The 25,091-nt window shown below is 55.3% G+C and carries 17 protein-coding genes, 1 tRNA gene and 1 pseudogene; 14 read left to right on the top strand and 5 right to left on the bottom strand.

The features are described from left to right. Positions 1-60: 60 nt before the first annotated feature. Together HCX89_RS18030 and uvrA are read right to left on the bottom strand one after the other, a co-directional pair. A complete protein-coding gene (locus HCX89_RS18030; RefSeq protein WP_129586019.1) occupies positions 61-411 on the bottom strand; it encodes a hypothetical protein in 351 nt (116 codons plus the stop codon). 7 nt (positions 412-418) lie between these two features. Beyond that, a complete protein-coding gene (gene uvrA, locus HCX89_RS18025; RefSeq protein ID WP_167716905.1) occupies positions 419-3,241 on the bottom strand; it encodes an excinuclease ABC subunit UvrA in 2,823 nt (940 codons plus the stop codon). A 220-nt stretch (positions 3,242-3,461) separates the two neighbouring features. Here uvrA and HCX89_RS18020 point away from each other — a divergent pair, with 220 nt between their 5' ends. Further along, positions 3,462-4,829 (top strand): MFS transporter, encoded by a 1,368-nt coding sequence (locus HCX89_RS18020; RefSeq protein ID WP_025010184.1) that lies wholly within the window; start codon positions 3,462-3,464, stop codon positions 4,827-4,829. A gap of 34 nt (positions 4,830-4,863) precedes the next feature. Next, positions 4,864-5,580 (top strand): single-stranded DNA-binding protein, encoded by a 717-nt coding sequence (ssb, locus tag HCX89_RS18015; RefSeq protein WP_044735256.1) that lies wholly within the window; start codon positions 4,864-4,866, stop codon positions 5,578-5,580. Positions 5,581-5,654: 74 nt separating this feature from the next. On the opposite strand, the gene HCX89_RS18010 is transcribed toward ssb, so the two are convergent. After that, positions 5,655-6,764 (bottom strand): HisA/HisF-related TIM barrel protein, encoded by a 1,110-nt coding sequence (locus HCX89_RS18010; protein WP_167716903.1) that lies wholly within the window; start codon positions 6,762-6,764, stop codon positions 5,655-5,657. A 125-nt stretch (positions 6,765-6,889) separates the two neighbouring features. Here HCX89_RS18010 and HCX89_RS18005 point away from each other — a divergent pair, with 125 nt between their 5' ends. From HCX89_RS18005 to selB, 7 genes and pseudogenes are all read left to right on the top strand, one after another. Beyond that, complete coding sequence (locus HCX89_RS18005; RefSeq protein ID WP_045283427.1) at positions 6,890-7,804, top strand: LysR family transcriptional regulator; 915 nt, start codon at positions 6,890-6,892, stop codon at positions 7,802-7,804. Positions 7,805-8,478: 674 nt separating this feature from the next. After that, on the top strand, positions 8,479-11,493 hold the full coding sequence (gene fdnG / locus HCX89_RS18000; protein WP_144406797.1) for a formate dehydrogenase-N subunit alpha: 3,015 nt from the start codon (positions 8,479-8,481) through the stop codon (positions 11,491-11,493). A 2-nt stretch (positions 11,494-11,495) separates the two neighbouring features. Continuing rightward, complete coding sequence (gene fdxH / locus HCX89_RS17995; protein WP_167716902.1) at positions 11,496-12,419, top strand: formate dehydrogenase subunit beta; 924 nt, start codon at positions 11,496-11,498, stop codon at positions 12,417-12,419. Further along, positions 12,416-13,057, top strand: a complete 642-nt coding sequence (locus tag HCX89_RS17990) for a formate dehydrogenase subunit gamma (RefSeq protein WP_025887980.1) — start codon at positions 12,416-12,418, stop codon at positions 13,055-13,057. Before fdxH ends, HCX89_RS17990 begins: the two co-directional genes overlap by 4 nt. Then, positions 13,058-13,972 (top strand): formate dehydrogenase accessory protein FdhE, encoded by a 915-nt coding sequence (gene fdhE / locus HCX89_RS17985; protein ID WP_028780622.1) that lies wholly within the window; start codon positions 13,058-13,060, stop codon positions 13,970-13,972. Between the two features lie 63 nt (positions 13,973-14,035). Then, entirely contained in the window at positions 14,036-15,457 is a 1,422-nt protein-coding gene (gene selA, locus HCX89_RS17980; protein WP_101058641.1) for an L-seryl-tRNA(Sec) selenium transferase, read from the top strand. Beyond that, positions 15,454-17,289 (top strand): annotated as a pseudogene (selB, locus tag HCX89_RS23115) (selenocysteine-specific translation elongation factor); the annotation flags it as partial. The gene selA and the pseudogene selB, both read left to right, overlap by 4 nt. A gap of 69 nt (positions 17,290-17,358) precedes the next feature. Here selB and HCX89_RS17970 read toward each other — a convergent pair. Next, a tRNA-Sec gene (locus HCX89_RS17970) sits at positions 17,359-17,453 on the bottom strand. A gap of 141 nt (positions 17,454-17,594) precedes the next feature. Here HCX89_RS17970 and fdhD point away from each other — a divergent pair. The 5 genes from fdhD (at position 17,595) to HCX89_RS17945 (ending at position 21,473) form a co-directional block, all read left to right on the top strand. Continuing rightward, complete coding sequence (fdhD, locus tag HCX89_RS17965) at positions 17,595-18,431, top strand: formate dehydrogenase accessory sulfurtransferase FdhD (RefSeq protein ID WP_167716899.1); 837 nt, start codon at positions 17,595-17,597, stop codon at positions 18,429-18,431. A gap of 300 nt (positions 18,432-18,731) precedes the next feature. After that, on the top strand, positions 18,732-19,946 hold the full coding sequence (gene yedE, locus HCX89_RS17960; RefSeq protein WP_167716897.1) for a selenium metabolism membrane protein YedE/FdhT: 1,215 nt from the start codon (positions 18,732-18,734) through the stop codon (positions 19,944-19,946). After that, positions 19,946-20,179, top strand: coding sequence for a sulfurtransferase-like selenium metabolism protein YedF (gene yedF / locus HCX89_RS17955; RefSeq protein ID WP_025010175.1), 234 nt, complete (start codon positions 19,946-19,948; stop codon positions 20,177-20,179). The genes yedE and yedF overlap by 1 nt, the downstream gene beginning before the upstream one ends. A gap of 10 nt (positions 20,180-20,189) precedes the next feature. Continuing rightward, the gene (locus HCX89_RS17950; protein WP_096141073.1) at positions 20,190-21,227 is read left to right on the top strand and encodes a YeeE/YedE family protein; all 1,038 of its coding nucleotides are present in this window, start codon (positions 20,190-20,192) and stop codon (positions 21,225-21,227) included. 21 nt (positions 21,228-21,248) lie between these two features. Further along, the gene (locus HCX89_RS17945; RefSeq protein WP_025010173.1) at positions 21,249-21,473 is read left to right on the top strand and encodes a sulfurtransferase TusA family protein; all 225 of its coding nucleotides are present in this window, start codon (positions 21,249-21,251) and stop codon (positions 21,471-21,473) included. Positions 21,474-21,535: 62 nt separating this feature from the next. On the opposite strand, the gene HCX89_RS17940 is transcribed toward HCX89_RS17945, so the two are convergent. Beyond that, complete coding sequence (locus HCX89_RS17940; protein ID WP_254428403.1) at positions 21,536-24,715, bottom strand: M9 family metallopeptidase; 3,180 nt, start codon at positions 24,713-24,715, stop codon at positions 21,536-21,538. Positions 24,716-25,091 lie beyond the last annotated feature (376 nt).

Genomic DNA, 25,091 nt, shown 5'->3' with positions numbered 1-25,091 from the left:
ACGGCAATCAACTCAAGCTATGTTGCAGTTTATACCATTCCCCAAGACGGCTTTGCCTGCTTATTTGGCGAGTTGTGCCATGCCGCCCTGATAGCCGGGCGGTGGGGTGTTGCCACCGCGGCTGGCGGAAGGTGTCTCAGTTTCCGCTCGGCCCTTGAGCTTGAACACCTCAATACCCGACACCAAATGACGCTTGGCGCCTATGGTGACCAGAGTCGCCGGAGGCAGGGCACTGGGTTCAACCAGCGCCGTGCGGCCATCGGGCAGGGCAACCGTAGTGCCGTCCGGACCGGAATGCACTACTTCACCCAAATAGCGTTTGCAGTTGCCCACCAAGGGATCAAAAGCTGCCAGCAATAAACCCGCCATACAGATAACCAGGGCCAATAACAGCAGTCTGTTGCCTGTCACAGTCACCTCACAGCATAGGTTTAAGGAAGCGGGCGGTATGGGACTCTGGATGCTCGGCTACCTGCTCCGGAGTACCGGCCACCAGAATGGTGCCGCCACCCGAACCGCCTTCCGGCCCCAGATCCACTATCCAGTCAGCGGTTTTGATCACATCCAGATTGTGTTCAATTACCACTATGGTGTTGCCCTGGGACTTGAGTCTGTGCAGTACATCCAGCAGCAGCTGGATATCGGCAAAGTGCAGCCCTGTGGTGGGTTCATCCAGAATATAGAGGGTCTTGCCGGTATCCCGCTTCGATAGCTCTTTAGCCAGTTTGACCCGCTGAGCCTCGCCGCCGGAAAGGGTCGTGGCGCTCTGGCCCAAACGTATATAAGACAGACCGACATCCATCAGGGTTTGCAGTTTACGGGCAATGGCCGGCACCGCATCGAAGAACACACGGGCTTCCTCGACCGTCATCTGCAGCACTTCGTGAATGTTCTTGCCCTTGTACTTCACTTCCAGCGTTTCACGGTTGTAGCGCTTGCCCTTACAGACATCGCAAGGCACGTACACATCCGGCAGGAAGTGCATCTCTACCTTAATAAGGCCGTCACCCTGACAGGCCTCACAGCGGCCGCCCTTGACGTTGAAGGAGAAACGCCCCGGCTGATAGCCGCGGGTACGGGATTCCTGAGTCGCCGAAAATAGCTCGCGGATCGGGGTAAATATGCCGGTATAGGTGGCCGGGTTAGAGCGCGGCGTGCGGCCTATGGGGCTCTGATCTATATCCACCACCTTGTCGCATAGCTCCATGCCCTCGATACGCTCATAGGGCGCCGGCTCTTCGGCGGTGGCGCCGTTGAGCATGCGATGGGCAATCTTGAAGAAGGTGTCGTTGATCAGGGTGGATTTACCCGAGCCGGATACCCCGGTGACACAGGTCAGCAGCCCGACAGGGATCTCCAGATCCACCTGCTTGAGGTTGTTGCCACTGGCACCGAACAGTTTGATCATCTTGCCGGGATCGCAGGGCACCCGACCTCCGGCCACAGTGATCTTTCTCTTGCCGGACATATATTGGCCGGTGACAGACTCTTCACAGGCCATGATGGCGTTGATGTCACCGTCACAGATCACTTCACCGCCATGAACCCCGGCACCGGGGCCGATATCGATAATATGATCCGCCATGCGAATGGCGTCTTCATCGTGTTCGACCACTATCACAGTGTTGCCCAAATCCCGCAGGTGAGTGAGGGTGTTGAGCAGGCGCTCGTTGTCGCGCTGATGCAAACCAATCGAAGGCTCATCGAGTACATACATCACCCCAACCAGACCGGCGCCGATTTGGCTGGCCAGGCGGATCCGCTGCGCCTCGCCACCTGAAAGGGTTTCTGCCGAACGAGACAAACTCAGGTAGTTGAGGCCGACATTGACCAAGAAACCCAGGCGATCGCCCACTTCCTTGAGGATCTTCTCGGCTATCTGTGCCTTTTGCCCCTCAAAGCCCAGGGTGGCGAAGTAGTCGCTGGCCTCGCCAATGGACCAGGTGGTCAACTCCGGCAGGTTGATATTGCCGATAAACACGTTGCGGGCCTCTTCGCGCAGGCGTGAGCCGCCACAGCTGGAACAGGCCTGGTTGCTGATATATTTGGCCAGTTCTTCCCGCACCGAGTTGGACTCTGTCTCCCGGTAGCGTCTGTCCATGTTGTTGAGGATCCCCTCGAATGGATGGTTGCGAACCACTACATCGCCGCGGTCGTTGATATAACGGAAGGCGACATTCTCTTTGCCTGAGCCATAGAGCACTATCTTCTTCACTTTGGCGGGGAGATCGCCAAAGGGTGTTTCCACATCGAAGCCGTAGTGCTCGGCCAGTGAGGTGAGCATCTGGAAATAGTAGAAGTTGCGTCTGTCCCAGCCACGAATGGCGCCGCCGGCCAGCGACAGCTCATCGTTGGTGATCACCCGATCGGGATCGAAAAACTGTTGCACCCCGAGGCCGTCACAGGTCGGGCAGGCACCCGCGGGGTTGTTGAAAGAAAACAGCCTGGGTTCCAACTCGGCCATGGAGTAACCACAGTGAGGGCAGGCGAAGTTGGCGGAGAACAGCAACTCTTCATTGCTGCCTTCCTCCATGCTGGCCACAGTGGCCACACCGCCGGAAAGCTCCAGTGCGGTTTCGAAAGATTCCGCCAGCCGCTGCTGCAGATCCTCGCGCACCTTGAAGCGATCAACCACCACATCGATATTGTGTTTTACGTGCAGATCCAGCGCCGGAGGGTCGGACAGATCGCACACCTCGCCATCGATACGGGCGCGAATATAGCCCTGGGCCGCCAGGTTCTCCAGTAATTTGACATGCTCACCCTTGCGGCCCTGCACTACGGGAGCCAACAGCATCAGGCGCTCGCCTTCGGGGCGTTCCAGCACCTTGTCTACCATCTGGCTGACGGTTTGTGCCGCCAGCGGCTGGCCGTGAACCGGGCAACGAGGCTCGCCCACACGGGCAAACAGTAATCTGAGATAGTCGTAGATTTCGGTAATGGTTCCCACGGTAGAACGAGGGTTGTGGGAAGTGGACTTCTGTTCAATCGAGATCGCCGGGCTCAGGCCTTCGATATGATCCACATCCGGTTTTTCCATCAGGCTCAAAAATTGGCGGGCATAGGCCGACAGGGATTCCACATAGCGCCGCTGACCTTCGGCGTAGAGGGTATCGAAGGCGAGAGAAGATTTACCCGAACCAGATAAGCCTGTAATAACAATGAGTTTATCTCGGGGAATGGTCAGATTGATGTTCTTGAGATTGTGGGTTCTGGCACCGCGAATGTCTATCTTGTCCATCAGTCTCTACTTTGGCTAATCACTGGAGAAAAAGAGCACAAGTATCACATATTTTGCGCTGTGCCGATAGCGGCGGCGCATTTGTCCTACTGACACCTTACTGTCAGTAGCAAGCCTTCAGCCGTGGGCTGAGGGCGACTTGGGTTTTTCTCTTTGAGCTGTTCAAAACCTTCGTGGTAACATGCGCTCCCTTAAAAAATTCTTAATCCAGGGCAAAACTATGGCCAACGGTGGACTTTCCGGCACAGAAAGAAAAGTCGCGTTCTCATTAGCCAGTGTATTTGGGCTGCGCATGATGGGCTTGTTCATGATCATGCCTGTCTTCGCGCTCTATGGACAAGATCTCAAAGGCTTCTCACCTCTGTGGGTGGGTATTGCCATCGGCGCCTATGGTCTGACTCAAGCGATACTGCAGATCCCCATGGGGATACTGTCAGACAGAATTGGCCGCAAGCCGGTGATCCTCGGTGGCCTGTTGGTGTTTGCCCTCGGCAGTGTCCTGGCGGCTATGTCCGACAGCATTTATGGCGTTGTCGCCGGCCGCGCCTTGCAGGGTATGGGGGCCATCGCCGCCGCCGTGCTGGCATTGGCGGCAGATCTCACCCGGGATGAGCAACGCACCAAGGTGATGGCCATCATAGGCATGTGCATAGGTTTCTCCTTTGCCTTGTCGCTGCTGGTGGGGCCTGTGGTGGCACAGCATCTTGGGCTATCTGGCTTGTTTGCCCTGACGGCTGGCTTGGCGCTGCTGGGTATGCTGATAGTGCAGCTGCTGGTACCCAACCCTGTGGCTCATGCGCCCAAGGGCGATACCATGGCGGAACCGGGCAAGCTGAAAAATATGCTTAAAGATCCGCAGTTGTTTCGCCTCGATGCCGGTATTTTTATTCTGCATTTGGTACTGACGGCGGTATTCGTGGCATTGCCGCTGGACTTGGTGGACGCCGGCCTTGCCAAAGAAAAGCACTGGATGCTGTACTTCCCGGCCTTTGTCGGCGCTTTCTTTTTGATGGTGCCGCTGATCATCATCGGCGTGAAGCGCAATAATACCAAGGGCATGTTCCAGTTGGCCCTGCTGATCATGTTGGCTGCCTTGCTGGCGATGGCGCTGTTTTCCCATAGTCTTTGGGTGCTGGCGGTAGCCATAGTGGCCTTCTTTACCGGCTTTAACTACTTGGAAGCCTCGCTGCCCAGCCTGATCGCCAAATTTTGTCCCGTGGGTGCCAAAGGTTCGGCCATGGGGGTGTATTCCACCAGTCAGTTTCTCGGTGCCTTCTGTGGCGGTTTGCTCGGTGGGGGCGCCTATCAAATCATGGGCGCCGCCGGAGTGTTTACCGTGGCGGTCGTGCTGTTAATTATCTGGCTGGCATTGACCCTGGGAATGAAAAATCCAGTGCTGCTCAAGAGTTACACTCTGGAGGCCCAGGTGAATGGCCGCGAGCATGCGCAGAAGATGGCCGCCGAGCTGTCTGCACTGCAAGGGGTTGCCGAAGCCATAGTGGTTTTGGAAGAAAAAGTCGCCTACCTCAAGGTGAACGATCAATTCGATTTAAGACAAGCCAGAGCTGTGTTAGGCTCTGTCAATTAAGCTAAGTATTACGTGAAAATCGCAGGAGATTTCGATGGCCAGTCGTGGTGTTAATAAGGTAATTCTGGTGGGCAATCTGGGACAGGACCCAGAGGTGCGCTACATGCCAAACGGCAACGCCGTAGCGAATATCACAGTGGCCACCAGTGAGTCATGGAAGGACCAACAGGGCCAACAGCAAGAGCGTACCGAGTGGCACAGGGTTGTCATGTTCGGCAAGCTGGCTGAAATTGCCGGTGAATATCTGCGCAAAGGCTCGCAAGTGTATCTGGAAGGCAAGCTGCAGACCCGCAAGTGGAAAGATCAGAGCGGTCAGGACAAGTACACCACTGAAGTGGTTGTTGATATGGGCGGTACCATGCAGATGCTGGGTGGCCGTAACCAAAACCAAGGCGGTATGAGCCAAGGCGGCAATCAAGGTGGTATGAACCAAGGTGGTATGAACCAAAGCCAAGGTAGTTACGGTGGTGGTCAGGCACAGTCTCAATCTCAATACAATGCGCCACAGCAGTCCGGCGGCTATCAGCCCAAGCCTGCTCAGCAACCGCAGCAGCCACAACAGCAGTACAACGCGCCGCAGCAGCAAAGCTATGGTCAGCAGCAGAACTCAGGTTATGCGCCCAAGCCACAGCAGCCAGCGCCGCAACAACAGGCAGCTCCGCAACAGCGGCCGGCACCACAGCCTCAGCCACAACAGCAGAACTACACGCCGGATCTGGATGACGGCTGGGATGATGATATCCCGTTCTGAGGTATGCTAGATATAGGCACTTGTGCTTGATACCTCAAAAAGCCACTGCAACCGTAGTGGCTTTTTTGTTGGAGCTAGTTTTCCCTGGCTTGCTCTGTCAGTACCGGGAGCTTCGTCAAATATTCCAGCGCCTGTTCGGTGAAGCCCAGTTTTAATAGATGCTCACGGCTGAATGGCGCTTGCTTAAGAGGTGCTCCGGAAAGACTGCGCTTGAGCCAATCCGGGTTGCCTATGGCCGCAGAGCCGATGGCAACCAGTTCGGCACCCAGGTTGAATGCCCGTTCGGCGGTGTGGATATCTGTGATAGCTCCGGCAAACATTAAAGGGACATTGCCATGATAGCCTCGGCGAATCTGTATCAGCAACGGGCCTGCCTGTTTGTCTTCATTGGCTTGTTTGAAGCTGTTCCCCATGGAAAAGTGCAAATAGTCGAGCGCCTCTTCGGCCAGCAGGTTGGCGACTTCCAGTTGGTTGGCCAGGCGGATGCCGCTCACATTGGCGTAGCTCTCGGGAGACAGGCGCACACCAATCAAAAATGAGCGCGGCAGACGCTGCCGGATACCGCGAATAATCTCTATGATGATCCTGGCGCGATTGCGGCTGCTGCCGCCCCAAATATCCTCGCGCCGATTCACCTCTGGGTTAAGAAAATTACACAGCAGGAAATGGTGGGCAGCATGCAGCTCCACACCGTGCAGTCCCGCGGCATAAGCCCGCTCGGCAGAGTTGATAAAAGCTTGAATAAGCTGCCGGATTTCCTCATCCTGCAGCTGTGCTACACCACTTGGATATCTTGTTCCCTGTGCTATCGCTGAGGGGCCTTTGGGGCCTTCTGCATTTAACTCGGGGAGTGCCCGCAGGCCACCATGGTGCAACTGTACCAACACCTTGGCTTGGTTGGCTTCGGCAGAGCGGGCCAAGGGGAGCCAGGATTGCTGCTGCGTCTCAGTCATCAGGGCCGGTTGTCCAGACCAGCAACGTCCGCCGGGCAAAACCTGGGTGGCAGCGGTTATCAGCATGCCAAAGCCCCCTTGGATACAGAGCTGTAGCCACCGCAACTCGGCTTGGGATGGGTCGCCATTGGCTGCGCTCATATTGTGGGTCAATGGCGCCAATACCGCACGGTTTTTAAGGCTCACGCCGGCGTTGCCAAAGAGGAACTCGTGTTCCAGTGAAGCTGACATCTCACTTTTCCTTTTGTGTCCAATCTATGCCTCTACTGTACATCTGTCGCTATGGGAAATAATCTGTCATTCAGGAAATGTATTCGTTCCTGGTGGGAATGAATTGGCACTTGAGTGGAACAACAATGGATCATCATAAGCTGGACAACCTTTATCTGATGCGGCTTTTTACCCTGATTGTCCGTCTGGGTTCCTTTGCGGCCGCCGCCCGCCAGCTACAAATCACTGCCGGTAAAGTTTCCAAGGATATTCACTTTCTGGAACAGCGACTGCAAACCCGGTTGTTGCACCGCACAACTCGCAGCCTGACGTTGACCTATGACGGTGAGCTGTATTTTCAACAGGCCGAGCGGATCCTCGAGCTCAATGAGCAGCTGCTCGATAGCCTCAGTCAGCGCAGGCATGAACTGGCCGGCGAACTGAGGATTACGGCCCCGGAACTTTGGGGCGAGCTGGTGTTGACTCCCGTGCTGCTCGGCTTCAAGGCCAAGCATCCGCAGGTAAGCATAGTGGCCGAGTTTTCCAATCGAGCGGTAGACCTGCTGCAAGATGGGTTTCATATCGCTTTTCGCAGCACCCGGCTCTCGTCTGAGCCCTATATTGCCAGGGAACTGGGGCAGGACGAGTCGGTTCTCTGCGCTGCACCGGCTTACTTGGCATCACGCCTTGCTCCGGCTCAACCCGGCGACTTGTTGCAGCATGAGTTGGTCACTTTGGCGCAGGGTAACAGCCGAAATGAGCTTTGGTGTTTTGAACATTCAGCAGGCCAACAGCAGCTTGAGGTTCGGGGCTCTTTGGTGTTCAACAACAAGAAAGCTATCCATGCCGCGGTTTGTCATGGGTTTGGGATAGCCAGATTGCCCAGGTATCTGGCCGAGCCCAGTCTGAAACAGGGAAAGCTGCAAACCGTATTGCCCGAATACAGGCTCAAGAGCGCCACTTTCTACGCGCTCTATACGCAGCGCCGCCGAGAGTCGGCACTGATCCGGGCCTTTATCGATGCGGTAGAACAGGCTCTACCATTGCAAGCGCTCGTTTGATGTGAAGCTGGCGGGAATTTATCGCGGCATCTTTCGCCCGAAAAGTTCCCTCTAGCCCCATAGCCGTGGGATATTTTTCAGCTGAAATTGGCAATCTTTACATTTGTAATCTGTTTGTGCCCTGCCTTGGTGGTGGGCGTTTTTCGGGCAGTGGGTCAATTTGACTTGATGACGGTTATTCTGTTTCCCCGGCTGTCCATTGCAGATAGTGTGAAAGTGTTACTGATGTAATACTTTGTTTTATCTGTTATATTCCTGCGTTCTGTTATTTCCCCTTGCGCTTGTTGCCGGCTTTTTTAGCGCAACCCTTTTCTATTTCCCGTCGATTGAGCCTCAGTTAATGGTGCTTTATCCTGCCTTTTTCGCTGTTGGGACAAAATTTACCTATATATTTGGACAAAATGTCTTTTAGTGTGTTTTTTGTTCATTTTGGTTTTATAAACTGCTTATGGTTTGTTTGTTGGCTTTTTGTTCTGCTTGATTCTATTTTTGTGGTTCAATTTGTCATAGCTATTCCTTTGTGATCTCTGTCTCGTGTCATTATTTGTTATCCTGAGTTTCTTTAAGGATAATCTTACACAGAGTGTGGTCTTTGGTTCGACTGCACTTGGCAGGTCGCAGCCAAGGGTTGCGACCCCAATCAAAACTCATAACGACAAGAGTGTGAGGACGCTATGAACAGACGTCAGTTTTTCAAACTGTGCGCTGCCGGGGCGGCAACTTCAGCCATATCTGCGCTGGGGTTGTTGTCCGAGAAGGCTTATGCCGCAGTTCGGGAATTCAAACTACTCAGAGCTAAAGAGACCCGCAACAACTGCCCGTATTGCTCGGTGGGTTGTGGCTTGCTTATGTATAGTCAAGGCAGCGGTGGCAAAAACTCTGAACATGCCATTTTTCATATTGAAGGTGATGCCGATCATCCGGTAAACCGCGGGGCGCTCTGCCCTAAAGGCGCAGGCCTGGTGGACTATGTCAACAGTCCGCACCGTCTGCAGTACCCTGAGTATCGCGCTCCGGGCACCAATGAATGGAAGCGCATCAGCTGGGGCGAAGCTTACAAGCGTATTGCCCGTTTGATGAAAGACGACCGTGATGCCAACCTGATTGAGAAAAACGCCAATGGCGTTACAGTCAACCGTTGGTTGACCACAGGGATGATGACTTCATCCGGTATGGCGAACGAGAGTGGTCTTGCGACTCAGAAGTTTGCTCGTTCTCTCGGCCTAGTCGCCATCGATACCATTGCACGTAACTGACACTCCCCAACGGTAGCAAGTCTTGCTCCAACATTTGGGCGCGGTGCCATGACTAACCATTGGATCGACATCAAGAACTCTAATGTAGTGATAATTATGGGCGGTAATGCTGCAGAAGCGCACCCTGTCGGTTTCGGCTGGGTTACAGAAGCTATGCAACATAACAATGCCAAATTGATTGTGGTTGACCCTCGCTTCAACCGTAGTGCCGCTTTGGCCGATCACTATGCTCCTATCCGCTCAGGCACAGATATTGCCTTCTTGCTGGGTGTGATCCGCTATCTGATCTCCACTAACCAGATCAACTTCGACTATGTGAAGGCCTATACCAACGCCAGCTATCTGGTGCGGGAAGACTTTGAATTCCACGAAGGTCTGTTCTCCGGTTTCGATGAAGAGAAGGGCGACTACAACAAAGAATCCTGGTTCTATCAACTCGACGAAGACGGCTATGCCAAGGTGGATGAATCCCTTGAGCACCCACGTTGTGTATGGAACCTGCTGAAAGAGCACGTAGAACGTTACGACTTTGCCACTGTCAGCAACATCACAGGGACGCCGGTAGATGACTACCAGGTGGTCTGTGAGGCGATTGGCAGCACTTATACCAAAGACAGGGTTGCGACCTTTATGTATGCCCTGGGTTGGACTCACCATAGTAAGGGTGCGCAGAATATTCGTACCATGGCCATGGTGCAGTTGCTGCTGGGCAATATTGGTCAGTTGGGTGGTGGGGTTAACGCCTTGCGTGGTCACGCCAACGTTCAGGGCTCAACCGATATGGGTCTGCTGGCGCAGAGTCTGCCGGGCTACGTTAAACTGCCCAACGACAATGAACCCACTTTGGCCGCTCACCTGGCAGCGCATACGCCCAAGCCTTTGCGTCCGGGTCAAACCAACTACTGGCAAAACTATCCCAAGTTCTATGTCTCTTTGCTGAAAGCGTTCTGGGGCGATAACGCGACCCCTGAAAACGACTTCGGTTACGACTGGTTGCCGAAATGGGATCAGATGTATGACTTTGGCCGCTACCTCGACATGATGTATCGCGGTCAGATCAACGGTTGTATCGTGCAAGGGGTTAACGCAATTAACTCTATGCCCAACCGTAACAAGAACCTCAAGGCGCTGAGCAAGCTCAAGTACTTGGTCGTGCTGGACAACTTGTCATCTGAAACCGCAACCTTCTGGCAAAACGAACCCGGCTTCAACGAAGTCGATACCGCCAGTATCCAAACGGAAGTGTTCCGTCTGCCCACAACCTGTTTTGCCGAGGAAGAAGGTTCCATCGTCAACTCGGGTCGCTGGATGCAGTGGCACTATAAAGGCGCCAATGCTCCCGGCGAAGCCATGGCCGACTCGGAAATCGTTGCCGGCATCCTGCTGGAGCTGAAAAAGCTGTATCGCGAAGAGGGCGGTAAACTGCCTGAGCCTGTGGCTGCGGTTAACTGGGAATACACAGATGCCCATAACCCGAGCTCTGTTGAGCTGACCAAAGAGTTGAACGGATACGATGTTAACACCGGCCGTCAACTGAGCAGCTTTACTGAACTCAAGGCCGATGGCAGCACCGCCTGTGCCTGTTGGATCTATGCCGGTTCCTGGACCGAGCAAGGCAACCAGATGGCGCGTCGTGACAATCACGATCCATCCGGCAAGGGGATTACCCCGGGATGGGCATTTGCTTGGCCTGCCAACCGTCGGGTGCTCTACAACCGAGCCTCTTGTGATGTCAACGGTAAGCCATGGGATCCAAACCGCACCATAGTCGAGTGGAAAGATGGCAAGTGGGAAGGCATAGACGTGCCTGACTTCAACGCCAAGCTCAATCCACAGGACAGTGCACACCCATTCATCATGCAGCCGGAAGGGGCGGGCCGTTTGTTCGCGCTGAAGCTGCTGAAAGAAGGGCCGTTCCCTGAACACTATGAGCCGGTGGAATCACCAATCGGGACCAACCCATTGCATCCGAAAGTGGTGCACAGTCCAGTGCTGCGTTGGTTTGAGGGTGTGAAAGAAACCATAGGCACCAAAGACGAGTTCCCATACGCCTGTACTACTTACTCGCTCACAGAACACTTTAACTTCTGGACGACTCACTGCCGTTTGGCGGCGATCTCCATGCCAGAGACCTTTGTGGAAATGAACGAGCAGTTGGCGGCGGAAAAAGGCATCAAGAATGGCGACTGGGTGAAAGTGAGCTCCAAGCGTGGCCACATTCTTACCAAAGCCTTGGTGACCAAGCGTTTGCGGCCACTGCAAGTCAATGGTCAAACGGTACACACTCTGGGTATTCCACGTCACGGTAGCCATAACGCCCTCACCAAGAAGGCTTATAGCTGTAACGTGCTGACTACCGAAATGGGTGATGCCAACACGGGTGTTCCTGAGTACAAAGCATTCCTGGTGAACGTTGAGAAGGCGGAGGTCTGATAATGGCAACACAAGATATTATTCGACGCTCCGGCACCTCAGCGGCAACGCCGGCATCGCAAACTCGGATTGGTGACGTCAAGCAGGTCGCAAAACTGTTTGATGCGACCAAGTGTAACGGCTGTAAGGCCTGTCAGGTGGCGTGCTCCGAATGGAACGATCTGCGTGAAGAAGTGGGCAGTTTCGAGGGAAGTTATCAAAACCCGATGAAACTCTCAGGCCAGGTCTGGACCCTGATGGAGTACAACGAGGTGATGGACGAGCGCAATAAGCTGCGCTGGCAGTTCACTCACTCTGCTTGTATGCACTGTGCCGATCCCGCCTGTCTCAAGGCGTGTTCGACCGCAGGCGCCATTGTGCAGCATGTCAATGGGGTGGTGGACTTCGATTCAGACAAGTGTATCGGTTGCGGTTATTGCGCCAGCGCTTGTCCGTTCGATATCCCCAAAATCGACCCCAAGGACAACAAGGCCTACAAGTGCACCATGTGTTCCGACCGTCTGGCGGTCGGGCTGGAGCCTTCCTGTGTCAAGACCTGTACTACAGGCGCACTGCGTTTCGGTACCCGTGAAGACATGTTGTTCTATGCCGACAAGCGGGTGGCCGAACTCAAGGAACGCGGCTTTGCCAAGGCCGGGCTGTACAACCCAGAGGGTGTGGGTGGCACAGGGATGATGATGATATTGCACGATGTCACTCAGCCTGAAAGCTACAACATGCCGGCAGATCCGCAGATCCCACTGTCTGTCACTCTGTGGCAGGACTGGGTCAAGCCTCTGGGTACAGTTGGGATCCTGGCAACCGCCGCTGTGGCTTGTCTGCACAAGATCACCGTTGGCCGCAACATAGTCGAAGAGGATCAACCCGGTTATCAGCCGCCTGAAGACGATCAGCAAGCGGCTCAGAAAGAGGAGGACGGCAAATGAGCGAGCATCACAAGCAAGAGATGATAGTGCGTCATAAGCTGTTCGACCGTATCTGCCACTGGTTTATTGTGGCGGCAGGTTTAGTCACTTTCCTGACCGGTTTTTCGTTCTTTTATCCTTCCTTCCAGTGGTTGGGTGGTATTGCAGGCACGCCTCAATTGGCGCGCTTCATCCACCCCATTGCCGGGTTGTTTATGTGTCTGCCGCTGATGCTGATGTTGGTGCGTTACTACCATCACAACAAGTGGGAGAAGAACGACCTGAAATGGATGCTGGCCATTAAGGATGTGATGTTTGAGAACGAGGACAAGATCCCGCCTATCGGCCATTACAACCCTGGGCAAAAGGTGCTGTTCCGTGCGTTTGTGGTGACATCTATCGTACTGACTGTCACCGGCTTCATCATGTGGCAGCCCTATTTTGCACCTTACTTCTCAGCCACTACCGTGGGCTGGGCCATTCTGCTGCACGCCGTCTGTGCCCTCATCATGTTGATTTTCGTGATGGTGCACTTCTGGATGGCGACCTGGGTAGAAGGTTCGGTCGCGGGCATGCTCTACGGCAAGGTCTCCAAGGCCTGGTGCCGTAAGCACCACCCCAGAATGCTGGAAGAAGATTCGGAAGCGGAGAAACATTAAATGAGTCATACAGCCGAGATACCCCTGGCCCCCGGCAGCGAGTCGCCGCTGGAGCTCAAACCACTGAAAGCCGCCGACCCTGCCAGCGTCTATCTGCGCAGAGCCAAGCGTTTGGAAGTGTTGGCCAAGGACTCGCCGCTGGCTGATTACCTGGAGCTGTGTCGCCGTTTGGTCGCTGTACAGGCCAAACTGGCGGCGAAGGAAGACTTCGGTCTTCCTCCAGCCTGGGACAAGTCCGAGGGCGAGCCCCTCACCGACTTGGGTCCCAGCGCCGACAGCTATTGGCAGAGCTTACTGCAGCAGTTGCTCAGTGAACTCCTGCCGCAGGTGGATGAGTCGGTCGCCCGGGTGCTGCGTCTTTTGATGCAACAGGCACCCGAGCAATTGAGTGCCTGGGGGCAGGCGCTGCGTCAGGGCAACCTGAGTGCAGTGCCCGCCAGGTTCAGTCTGTTTCTGTGGGCAGCTATGGGGCTTTATTGGTCTCATTGGGCGCCGGCAGTTATTCAGCGCATGGATCAGCGCAGGGTCGAACAGCAGAGCCTGTGTCCGGTCTGTGGCAGCCATCCGGTTGCCAGCGTGATAGTCGATGAACCCAGAGCCGGTTTGCGTTATCTGCATTGCAGCCTGTGTGAGAGCGAGTGGCACTACATACGTGCCCACTGCACTTGCTGCGGGCATGACAAGGAGATGAACCTCTGGTCTCTGGACGACTATCAGGCCAATGTTCGCATCGAAAGCTGCGAGGCTTGTCATGGTTATACCAAGATGATGTTCCTCGAAAAGGCGCCGCTGATGGATGTGGCCGCCGATGATTTGGCGACCCTGATGCTCGACAGTCAGCTCAATGAGAAAGGCTATGGTGCTACCACAGTCAATCCCTTGTTGCTGGCCCACGAGACAGAAGACAGCGAGTAACCAAGCCGGTAAGAAAGCCGGGAGGGCTCAGGCCCTCCCTTTATTCAGTCAATGATGAAACAGATGATGACCCAAACTGCCGATACTCTCAAAGACCTCTATCGGGCTTTGCCTTCCATGGATAGCCTGCTGGCCGAGCCGGCGCTGGCCCCACTGCTGAGCCGCTTTGGCAAGGCCGCCGTCAAACAGGCGCTGGATGGACAACTTCGGCTGGCAAGAGCCGGGATAGGCAGCGAGCAACGCCTGCCTGAGTGGTGTCACTCACACCAAACCCTGTATGGCATTTTGGTTGATCAGCTGTCCAGCGATTATCGCCACAGTTTAAGGCCGGTATGGAACCTCACCGGCACCCTGCTGCACACCAACCTGGGACGGGCGCAGCAATCCGAGGCGGCCATCGAGGCCGTCACTTCTGTGATGCGTTACCCAACTCCGCTGGAGTTTGAGTTGCAGGCAGGCAAGCGCGGCCACAGAGATAATGCCGTCAGCTCGCTTATTCACCGCCTCACAGGTGCCGATGCCTGCTGTGTGGTTAACAACAATGCCGCCGCCGTGCTGTTGATGCTGTCGGCGGTGGCTGCCGGTAAAGAGGTGATAGTTTCCCGCGGTGAGCTGGTGGAGATAGGCGGCGCCTTCCGGATCCCCGACATCATGCGTCAGGCTGGGGTTACCCTGGTGGAAGTGGGCAGCACCAACCGTACCCACCTCAGGGATTACGAGCAGGCGATAACCGAAAACACCGCTGCCATCATGAAGGTACACACCAGTAACTACCATATTCAGGGCTTTACCGCCTCGGTGGAAGAGTCGCGGCTGGCGACACTGTGCCGCGAGCACGATATTTCGCTGATCTCGGATCTCGGCAGCGGTTCGCTCACCGACTTGCGCCGCTTCGGGCTCAAGCAGGAGCCCACTCCCCAGGCGATGCTGGCCGATGGGGTCGACTTGGTGAGCTTCTCCGGCGACAAGCTGCTCGGTGGCCCTCAGTCGGGGCTGATTGTTGGCAAACAGTCGCTTATCAACAAGTTGCAAAGCCATCCGCTCAAACGGGCGCTGCGCTGCGACAAGCTGATTCTGGCGGCGCTGGAAGCCACACTGATCCATTATCTCAACCCGGAAACCCTGGATACTGAACTGCCTATGATGGCCAAGTTCGGCCGCAGCCAGCAGCAACTCAAACTGCTAGGCAGCCGTTTGCACCAGGCGTTGCAGCCCCTGTTTGCCCCCGGCTATCAACTGGAGCTGGTGGAGTGCCGCACCCAGGTGGGCAGCGGCTCACAGCCGGATACTTTCCTGCCTTCGGTGGCACTGGCGTTCAGCGCCAATCCGGGCGCTAGCCTGATTGAGCTTGAGCAACACTTCAAGCAGGCGGAGCGGCCGGTGATCGGCCGGATCAGCAATGAGCAACTGCTGCTGGATCTGCGCGGGGTCGACGATGAAGCCGAGTTACTGGCCGAGCTGAGCACTCTGGGAGTGTCGCTGTGATCCTGGTAACTGCCGGCCATGTAGACCATGGCAAGACCAGCCTTATTCGGGCCCTGACAGGGCAGAATACCGACAGATTGCCGGAAGAGAAACGCCGCGGCATGACCATAGATCTGGGTTATGCCTTTATGCCGTTTGCCGACGGCCAGCGACTGGCCTTTATCGATGTGCCTGGCCATGAAAAGTTTATCAACAACATGCTGGTGGGCGTCAGTCATGCCAGACACGCGCTCCTGGTGCTGGCCTGTGACGACGGCGTGATGCCGCAGACCCGTGAACACCTGCAGATTTTAGCCATGTTGCCGCTTAAGAGCCTGACGCTGGTGCTCACCAAGAGTGACCTGGTGGAGCGGGCCCGCATTGATGAAGTGGCTGCAGAGAGTGAGGCGCTGCTTTGTGAGTTTGCCCTCAAGGCCTCTGGTGTGTTTAGCGTTTCGGCCAGCAATGGCCAGGGGATCGATTCACTCAGAGAGCATATTCTGGCGCTGGCATCGAGCGAGCTACAGCTTGAGAAGGCTGGCGTCGCCGCAGACGCGCAGCAGGCCTTTCGCATGACCCTGGATCGCGCCTTCAGCGTCAAAGGCGCCGGTTGGGTGGTCACGGGTACAGTGATCAGTGGCAGTGCCAATGTCGGTGATAACCTCTACAGCTCGGGTCAGAAAGACAAGCTGAGGATCCGCGGCATTCACTGCCAGGGGCAGGAGTCGCAGACGGCGCTTCCGGGCACCCGGGTCGCCCTCAATCTCAGTGGCGTCGATAACCACAGAGCGCCGCAGCGCGGTGATTGGCTCAGCAACTTGCCGCAGCCGGACGCCTGTGGCCGCCCTGTGGTGCAGATCCGTGCCTTTGAGCCAGTGACTCACTGGCAGAGCGTGCATTGCCACCACGGCGCCGATCATACTCTGGGACGCATATCCCAACTGACCGAGGCCGATGAGCGCGGCTACTGCCTGGCTGAACTGGTGCTGGATAAGCCACTGATATTGTGCCAGGACGACCCCATAGTGCTGCGTCATGCCAGTGGCAAGCATACCCTGGGCGCCGGCAGAGTACTGGCACTCACAGTGCCCAATCGCAAGAAACGCACCGAAGAGCGGCTCGCTCTTCTTGGCCGTCTCGCCGACGCCGAAACTCCGGCCGCGGCTCTTACCCTTCTAGGCAGGCAGCAGGCCTTGGCCGTGCCTGACTTGGCCTGGCGCTGGCAGTTGACTGAAGCTGGTTTGAGTCGGGTCATCGAAGAATCCGGACTCAGCCGCCACGGCGGTTTTCTGTTGGCACCTGAACTGCTTGAGGCCGAGCAACAGCACTATCTGTCCTTGCTGGAGCAATACCATCAGCAGCACCCGGATCAATTGGGGCTGGGGCGCAACCGCCTGCTGCGCATGAGTCACAGCAAGTTCCCCTTGCCGCTGGCCAGTCTGATCCTGGAGCGCCTCTGTCGCGATCGCCGCATGGTGCTGCGCGGCGCCTTGTTGCAGTTACCGCAGCACAGAATGACCTTGGACCCCAAAGCCGAAGCCTGTTGGCAGCGTTTATCTCCTTGGCTGGAGCAGCAGGATACCCCTGTGTGGGTCACGGAAATGGCCGAATATCTTGAATTGGAGCCGGGTGAGCTGCGGCCGCTGTGTTTCCAGTTGGTGCAACAGGGATTTATCACCGCAGTGGTGAAAGACAGATATCTGCTCAGCAGTAAGCTGTGCCACTACGCGGATCTTATCCGCGGTCATTTAGCGCAAAAGGGACAACTGGAAACCGCCGAGTTCAAGGCGATGGTAGGTCTTGGCCGCAAAGTGAGTATTCAACTGTTGGAGTTCTTCGATCGCAGCGGTTTTACTCGCAGGAAGTATCGCAGTAACAGTCGGGAGATCCGGGACGCTGAACTTTTCTGGTCCCATGAAGATTGGCGGAAGAACATAGGAGTCGAACCTACCCGGGACTGCTGGCAGCCCCACCCGGATTTGAAGTCCGGACGCCTCACCGGAGACGACGTTCTTCCATCGAAAGACAGAAGGATAATAGAAAATGAATGCAGTTGAAGCAACCCTGTTTTTATTTACTTTATGAGTTTGTGATATAGCTCTTATTTTATTTTAAAGTCTGTAAATTTTTATTATTTAGATAGGTTCAGAGGGTACTTATGGATTATTATTCGCATGACGTTGTCACCGAGAAACAAGTCACCCTTATGGAACAAGGGCAGGCTTCGGAATTAACTGACTACTTAGCGAACGAAGTGAGAATCGCCCTGGTATATAACGGCATTGCCCACACGGTAATGTTGGCCAGTCCGCAGGATCTCGAAGCCTTTGCAATCGGCTTTACCTTGTCGGAGCGCATAGTCAGAAACATAAATGAAATCAAGGGTGTTGAACTTGAGTATACCGAAGAAGGTGTGCTGGTTCAGATTGAGATAACCCAAAGATGTTTCATGGAATTAAAGCAACAAAGACGCAATATGGCCGGTAGAACCGGTTGTGGACTTTGCGGTGTTGCCCAACTTGAAGAAGCGGTCAAACCTGTTATTCGAGTTGATGATGGTGCCAAGTTTAATATCAACAATTTAAAGGTTTCTTTGAATTTTGTTAAGGACAATCAACAGCATTTTAAATTAACTGGCGCCACCCATGCTGCTATGGGTTTAAATAAAGATGGGCATATTATTGATGCCTATGAAGATATTGGAAGACATATAGCACTGGATAAGTTAATCGGTGCCTTTTCACAGAAACATGCCGAGCGGCCAATCGCGGTTTTATTGACCAGCAGAGCCAGTTTCGAGATGGTGCAAAAGGCTGCCAGTGCCAATATTCAGATTCTTTTTGCCATGTCCGCCGTGACCTCACTGGCGTTGGAGTTGGCCGAGAAGAGCAACATCACGCTGGTGGGCTTTTGCCGCAACGGTCGTGCGACGCTCTACACCCATGGTCACAGACTGACGGGATTGAGCCGCGATCGCCTGGCCAAAGCCATTTAGGGAAGCTGCGAATAAGGCCTCGAAGTACTCGGGCTTCTTCCCTGGCACAGCGCTTACTGTCTGCTCATCATCGTTGTTAAACACTGTTTATGACCGGTCGGAACCCAGTTCCAGCCGGTCTTTAGTGCTTTGATGATGGCAGACAGCCGGTCGTTTGCTGCACTCCAGCGATTTTATCGCCGTAAAGGCATACATAAGATGCGACAGGTCAGTTTCTGCGGGCTGCCTGTTCGCACCTGTAATGGTTGACGGACACGCCTGTGTCCGTTTAGACAAGGTCTCGTTCATTAGGGTAATGACATGACATGGCAACAATTTAAACAACAATATCTGGTCCGTTTCTGGGCTCCCATGCCGGCTGTTATCGCTGCCGGTATTCTCTCCACCTACTATTTTGGTCTTACCGGAACCTTCTGGGCCGTGACCGGCGAATTCACCCGCTGGGGTGGGCATTTACTGCAAATGCTTGGTGCCGAACCGGAAAACTGGGGTTACTTCAAGGTGATAGGTCTGGCCGGTACGCCGCTGGATCGCATCGACGGCATGATGATTATCGGTATGTTCGGTGGCTGTATCGCTGCGGCGCTATGGGCCAACAACGTCAAGCTCAGAATGCCACAGAGCCGGGTGCGCATCATGCAGGCCCTGGTTGGTGGCATCATAGCAGGCTTCGGCGCCCGCTTGGCCATGGGGTGTAACCTAGCGGCCTTCTTTACCGGTATTCCGCAGTTCTCGCTGCATGCCTGGTTCTTCGCGCTGGCCACTGCTGCCGGTTCCTACTTTGGCGCCAAGTTCACCTTGCTGCCCATGTTCCGCATTCCGGTGGCGCTGAAGAAGGTCACCAAGGCCAGCTCGGTCAAGCAGGATGAAAACCAGGCCAGAAGGCGTTTTCGTATCGGCATGCTGGTGTTTATCGGCATAGTCGGTTGGGGACTCATGACCCTGTTCAACGCACCCAAGCTGGGTATTGCCATGCTCTGTGGCGTCGGTTTCGGTCTGCTGATTGAAAGGGCACAGATCTGCTTTACCTCGGCATTTCGCGACATGTGGATCACCGGCCGTACCCATATGGCCAAGGCGATCATCATAGGTATGGCGGTCAGTGCCATAGGGATTTACAGCTATGTGCAACTAGGGGTTTCACCCAAGATCATGTGGGCCGGTCCCAACGCGGTTATCGGTGGCTTGCTGTTTGGTTTCGGTATAGTGCTGGCCGGTGGCTGCGAAACCGGTTGGATGTACCGCGCCGTGGAAGGGCAGGTGCACTTCTGGTGGGTTGGCCTGGGTAACGTTATCGGCTCCACCATTTTGGCCTACTACTGGGACGACTTTGCCGAACCACTGGCCACCAGTTGGGACAAGGTCAACCTGCTTTCCAGCTTGGGGGACAAGGGCGGCTTGCTGGCCACCTACCTGATGCTGGGCCTGGCGTTTGCCGCCATGCTCGCCTGGGAAAAACAATTCTTTGCCCGTAAAGCCAAACGGGATGCACAACTGACTGCGGAGGCCGTGTAATGAGCCAATATACTCCTGATTATCAATTGGATATGGTTGGTGAACCCTGTCCTTATCCCGCCGTTGCCACCCTGGAGGCCATGCCCCAGCTCAAGCCTGGCGAAATTCTGGAAGTGATCAGCGACTGCCCACAGTCGATCAACAATATTCCATTGGATGCCAAGAACCACGGTTACAAGGTGCTGGAGATAGAACAAAACGGCCCGACTATCCGTTATCTGATCCAGCGCTGAGGAGCCGGTTATGCTGACGATTCTCAGTGGTTTGGGCATAGGTCTGGCCATGGGGTTTGTGATGCAGCGGGGGCGTTTCTGCATGGCGGGTGGCATACGTGACACCTTCCTGCAGAAAGACTTCACCATGGTGATTGCCATATTGATCGCCATCAGTATCCAGAGCCTGGGGCTGTTTGCCTTTTATGAGTTGGGCTGGGTCAAGTTGCCGACGGGGCATTTCCCCTGGTTGGCAACTCTGATTGGTGGCGTGCTGTTTGGCCTGGGTATGGCGGCGGCAGGCAGTTGCTCCACCGGAGCCTATTACAGGGCGGCCGAAGGCTTGGCTGCCAGTGTGATGGCAGTGCTGGGCTTTATTGTTGCCAGTAAACTGGTGCGCACGGCCGAGCTCAAGAGCATGCTGGCCCCCATCAAACAGCAACAGTTGGCCGATCAGACCCTGTATCAAAGCCTGGGGGTTTCTCCCTGGTTGGTGAGTATCGCCCTGGCGCTGCTGACTTCCGTACTGGCGATGCGCTATCTCAAGCGACGCAAGCACCCTGTGGCCCTGATGACCCCGAGGCGCAGCGGCCTGGCACACCTGTTGTTTGAAGCCCGTTGGCACCCCTTCGTGAGTGCGCTGATCATCGGCGTGCTGGCTCTGCTGGCCTGGCCTGCGAGCCTGGAAAGCGGTCGGGTCGGTGGCGTTGGTATCAGTGGCCCCAGCGCTCAGCTGTGGGATCTGCTGACCACTGGCAACACCAAGTTCTTCGGCTGGCCGGGATACTTCCTCATCGGCTTGTTTGTCGGGGCCTTTATTGCCGCCCGCGGCAGTTCGGAGCAGCGTTGGCGCTATCCGGGCCACAAGACGGTATTGTTTGGGCTTATCGGCGGTCTGTTGATGGGCTTTGGCAGCGGCATTGCCGGTGGTTGCATGTTGGGCAATGCGCTGGTGGGTACCGCCTATCTGTCCTGGCAGGGCTGGCTGTTTATTCCGGCCATTCTGCTTGGCAGTTACTGCTTCAGTTACTTTACCCTGATCCGGCCCATGCGCCTGGCTCAGATCTGAGTTTTATCCAAGGAGTTGTATATGAAACATGTTCTCGATACTACCGGCAAACTTTGTCCTTTCCCTTTGATAGAGCTGCAGAAGCTGATAAAGGGCATAGAAAAAGGCGACGAAGTGGTACTGGACTATGACTGCGCCCAGGCGACAGAAAACATTCCTCGCTGGGCCGCCGAAGAGGGCCATGAGGTGACTCACTTTGCCCAGAAGGGCGATGCTGCCTGGACCATGACCATCAAGAAGGGCTAACGGTCGTAAAGGTAAAAAAGCGCTGCCGAGGCAGCGCTTTTTTCATCCAAACTGTAACGCTATCAGCGAGCCTGCATCTGGATGCTGACCCCTTCAGCATTGGCACCATCCAGCATCAGATAGTACCAACCTTCGCTTGGCGCCTGCAGCAGTAAACGTTCTGCATTGCCTTGCTGGGTGGATACCTGTTGATAACTGTTGGCCGTCGGCCAGCTAGTGCCACCATAGAGGCTGACATCGCCGCTGCCGTGGCCTGTGACAACTTCAATCTCCTGAGTACCTTCGGCAATATAGAAGTAGAAGTCTCCCCGGCCACTGGCGGCGCAGATGGCCGCGCCGGACTGTAACTCGCTGTAACTCTGGGGAGCCTTGGTGGCGCAGGCATTTTCGAGAACACCGGGCTGAGGTTCACCGGCCGTGGCCACTTTCAGGCTCAGGCTGACACCGGCATACTGGCTGTCACTCTCCACCGCCAGGTAACGCCAGCCGCGATTGGCCGTGACTGTTAGTGTCTCGTTGTTGCCTGCGGTCTTGGCGAACGCATCATAGTGAGCTGTACCTGCCCAGGTATCGGCAGCATAGTAGAGATCGGCGTCACCAGTGCCGCCGCCGAGGCTGAAGGTCAGGCGAGTGTTATCTTCCTCAACCCAGACATAAAAGCTGGAACGGCCACCACTGAGGCATTCATTCTTGCCGGCCAGCAACTGGCCATAGTCTGTGCTTGGAGCACCGCAATCCACCGGCTCGCCGCCATCGCCATCACCGCCGCCTTGGGCCGGGTCCGGGTCGGCTTCGACTTCTGTGGTCGACAGCAATAGATCCACGCCGCCAAATTCACCGGCCAGAGTCAGGTAATGCCAGTAGCTGTCGGGGTTGAGGCGCACCTTGATCACCTCGTGATTCCCATTGCCTATACCTAAGCCCTCGTTGTTTTCGGCGCTGGCCCAGCCTTGGGAGCTGAAATAGATATCGGCATCACCCCAGCCGTCACCCACCTTGATCCACAGCTCTTGGTCGGAACGCTGCTCATTGGCAAACACCAGGCTGGCGCGGCCGTTTTTCGAGTCGATACACTCGATTGGCACATCCAGCAGCGGCGTCATGCCTTCCTGATAACGATAAGATTCGTCGCTGACCGTGCAGGGGGCAAAGTCGCGGCTGATATTGCCGCCCGGGCCACTCCAGTTACCTTCACGGCCGCTGGGTGCGGCGTCTATGTCGCTGGGGCCCTTATCCACTATGCCATTGTCGGCCGTGCTCAGGCCGCTTGTCAGCCAGCTGTACCATTCATTGTCATAACGACTGCCTATGCCATCTATCAGGGCTTGATACTCGCTGTAGTTGTCGCTGCGCAGCAGACTGAGGATCTGGCGAACATCATCCATATGGCGCTCGAACATAAAGCGCACCGCCAGGTAGCCCCAGCGATAGACTCTGTCCTGCCCGGAATCATAGGTGTTTTTGAATATTTGCGACAGGGCAAATGCCTTGGTTTCACCAAGTGCTATGGCTGCGGTGTTGGCATCCCGGTAGGAGATGTATTCAGCCAATCCTTCAACCCACCAGATGGTGTCGGCCGAAATGCCGCGGGCAAAGTCGCCGTGGAGGTTGAAGCGGCCATCCAGGTAGTGCACATATTCATGCTGCAGGTTCCAGACATGGAAATCGGGGCGGCGCCACTCGGCTTCATAGGCGATAAAACGGGCCTGATTCTTGAGCCCGGCCGGCGAGCCTTCAAGATACATGCCGCCGTTGTCTGTATTGATGCCGAAGAAGCTGCCGGCGAATGACTGGTAGTCGCCGGAGGAGTTGAAGATCACCAGCTCAAGATCGTCGTTGTTATCCTCGCCCACCGGAGTATTGCCGGTTTCCAGCTTGCTGTGGAAGTAGGCTTCCTGGCCGCTGAGCACTTCGCAGATCCAGCTTGCCTGATCCTGATACAGATCCTGGGCGCGCATCTTCAGGGTATCCGAGCACTTCCAGTTGAAACTCAGGGTGTCCTGCTCCAGTTGGTATTTGAAGCCGCAAATGCCGTAGTAGTCGCACTGGCTGCGGTCATAGTAGTCGGCCATTTCTGCAGCGGCGAGCCAGATGGCGCGGCTGCTGTCCTCTTTACTGCTGCTGTCGATTACCGCCTTGACCAGAGTAGTGACCCTGGGCTTCATCGCCTCTATGTAGTAGAGGCGGGACATCTCACGTACCGCATTGACCAGCAGGTATTCGGCGTTGGTTCCAAGTAGTTGGCGCTGCTCAAGTTGAAACTGATTGAGGGCATCGAGAATGCTCTGATCCCGGGCGAACAGCGCTTGCATTTCGTCGTTCCACTGAGCCCGGAACAGGGTAGTAAACACAGCATTGGCGGCGGCATTCATGCCAAACAGCGCCTGCCAGTCGCTGTCGTATTCGTTGAGAACCTTGATGGTTACCCAGTTGAATTCGGCACCCAGATTGGCCGAATCCACCAGTATCAACGCTTCTTTGAGAACCCCGGCATTGGCCTCGGAAACTGTCCAGCTCTTGGGATTGTTGAACAGACTATCCAGTGCGCCGCTTAACGCCGTGGTTACCGAGGCATCATAGGCGGGCACATCTTCAGGATGATAAAACTGCACGTAGAGGGCGGCGCGGACAAAGTTTATCAAGGACTCCAGCCCTTGGATGTCAGTTCCTGTGTAGCTTTCGGCGCGGCCGTCTATGGCATTGGCCACCGCCAGCACATTGGCCTGGCTGAAGCTGGCGGTGGCCTGACTGCCCACCAGGCTGTAAAAGGCACCGACACAAGCAGGCGTGGCGGCGCTTAATGCATCGACCAGTGCCTGACCATTGAGGCCTGTCAGCTCATCACAGCTGCTGTCGGCCTGCATCTGCCGATCGCCGGCCGCCGAGCGGCTCATCAGGTTGAGGCTTTCGACGGCTTGGCGTTTTTGGGGCGTTTTTTTGTCAACGGCATGTCCTTCAATTACCTGGTTCGCCACCGCCTGACTGCTAAAGGCCTGCGGCGGCGCCGGCAACGAAGCCTTTGTCTGCCTCTCCGCTTGAGAGTTGACCTCGCGCTTAAGCCGCGTATGAGAGGCCAGTCTCGCCTGCTCGTTGGCTTGAGCGGGCAGTAAGGGATGACCGTGCAGCCTGGCGGCTGGATGAGGTGAGGAAGCTTGGGGGGAGGAGGGCTGTGCAAACGTCTGTTGGCTGAATGCCATGCCGGAAAGCAGGCCGATACTGGCGACCAGTGGGCTGATCTTCATTGGTTTTCTCCATTTTATTTGAGTCTGCTGTTGCAGATCTTTAGTGGTTAAAGTGACCTCCTGCGCCGTTTGCCGATACTGCCTGACTGTGCACAACACTTTATTCAGGGTAAATCAGTGTTTCATCATAGAAGTAAAAGAATAAAATATACAATATAAAATTGTCTATTTTTTATTCCAAAGGAAAACAGCGAGGATTTCCTTGGTCACCGCGAGCTAGGATAGATTTATAACGCAATGAAATTAATAGAATTTACATTTAAATTCGCCAAGGCTGAATTTTGCCTGGCGGCTTTGTTGTGCTTCTGGCAAAAGACTGAAGCCATTTGCTGTGAAGCACGCCTTGGATCCAGGCCTGTAAGTCGATGCAGTGCAT

The organism is Shewanella sp. Iso12 (genome assembly GCF_012030025.1).
GTDB classification, from domain to species: domain Bacteria; phylum Pseudomonadota; class Gammaproteobacteria; order Enterobacterales; family Shewanellaceae; genus Shewanella; species Shewanella algae.
This window is presented reverse-complemented; position numbering and strand designations above follow the sequence as displayed.

Coding starts and splice junctions, on each gene's coding strand:
- uvrA (WP_167716905.1), bottom strand. CDS start 3,241: ATGGACAAGATAGACATTCGCGGTGCCAGAACCCACAATCTCAAGAAC.
- HCX89_RS18020 (WP_025010184.1), top strand. CDS start 3,462: ATGGCCAACGGTGGACTTTCCGGCACAGAAAGAAAAGTCGCGTTCTCA.
- ssb (WP_044735256.1), top strand. CDS start 4,864: ATGGCCAGTCGTGGTGTTAATAAGGTAATTCTGGTGGGCAATCTGGGA.
- HCX89_RS18010 (WP_167716903.1), bottom strand. CDS start 6,764: ATGTCAGCTTCACTGGAACACGAGTTCCTCTTTGGCAACGCCGGCGTG.
- HCX89_RS18005 (WP_045283427.1), top strand. CDS start 6,890: ATGGATCATCATAAGCTGGACAACCTTTATCTGATGCGGCTTTTTACC.
- fdxH (WP_167716902.1), top strand. CDS start 11,496: ATGGCAACACAAGATATTATTCGACGCTCCGGCACCTCAGCGGCAACG.
- HCX89_RS17990 (WP_025887980.1), top strand. CDS start 12,416: ATGAGCGAGCATCACAAGCAAGAGATGATAGTGCGTCATAAGCTGTTC.
- fdhE (WP_028780622.1), top strand. CDS start 13,058: ATGAGTCATACAGCCGAGATACCCCTGGCCCCCGGCAGCGAGTCGCCG.
- selA (WP_101058641.1), top strand. CDS start 14,036: ATGATGACCCAAACTGCCGATACTCTCAAAGACCTCTATCGGGCTTTG.
- fdhD (WP_167716899.1), top strand. CDS start 17,595: ATGGATTATTATTCGCATGACGTTGTCACCGAGAAACAAGTCACCCTT.
- yedE (WP_167716897.1), top strand. CDS start 18,732: ATGACATGGCAACAATTTAAACAACAATATCTGGTCCGTTTCTGGGCT.
- yedF (WP_025010175.1), top strand. CDS start 19,946: ATGAGCCAATATACTCCTGATTATCAATTGGATATGGTTGGTGAACCC.
- HCX89_RS17950 (WP_096141073.1), top strand. CDS start 20,190: ATGCTGACGATTCTCAGTGGTTTGGGCATAGGTCTGGCCATGGGGTTT.
- HCX89_RS17945 (WP_025010173.1), top strand. CDS start 21,249: ATGAAACATGTTCTCGATACTACCGGCAAACTTTGTCCTTTCCCTTTG.
- HCX89_RS17940 (WP_254428403.1), bottom strand. CDS start 24,715: ATGAAGATCAGCCCACTGGTCGCCAGTATCGGCCTGCTTTCCGGCATG.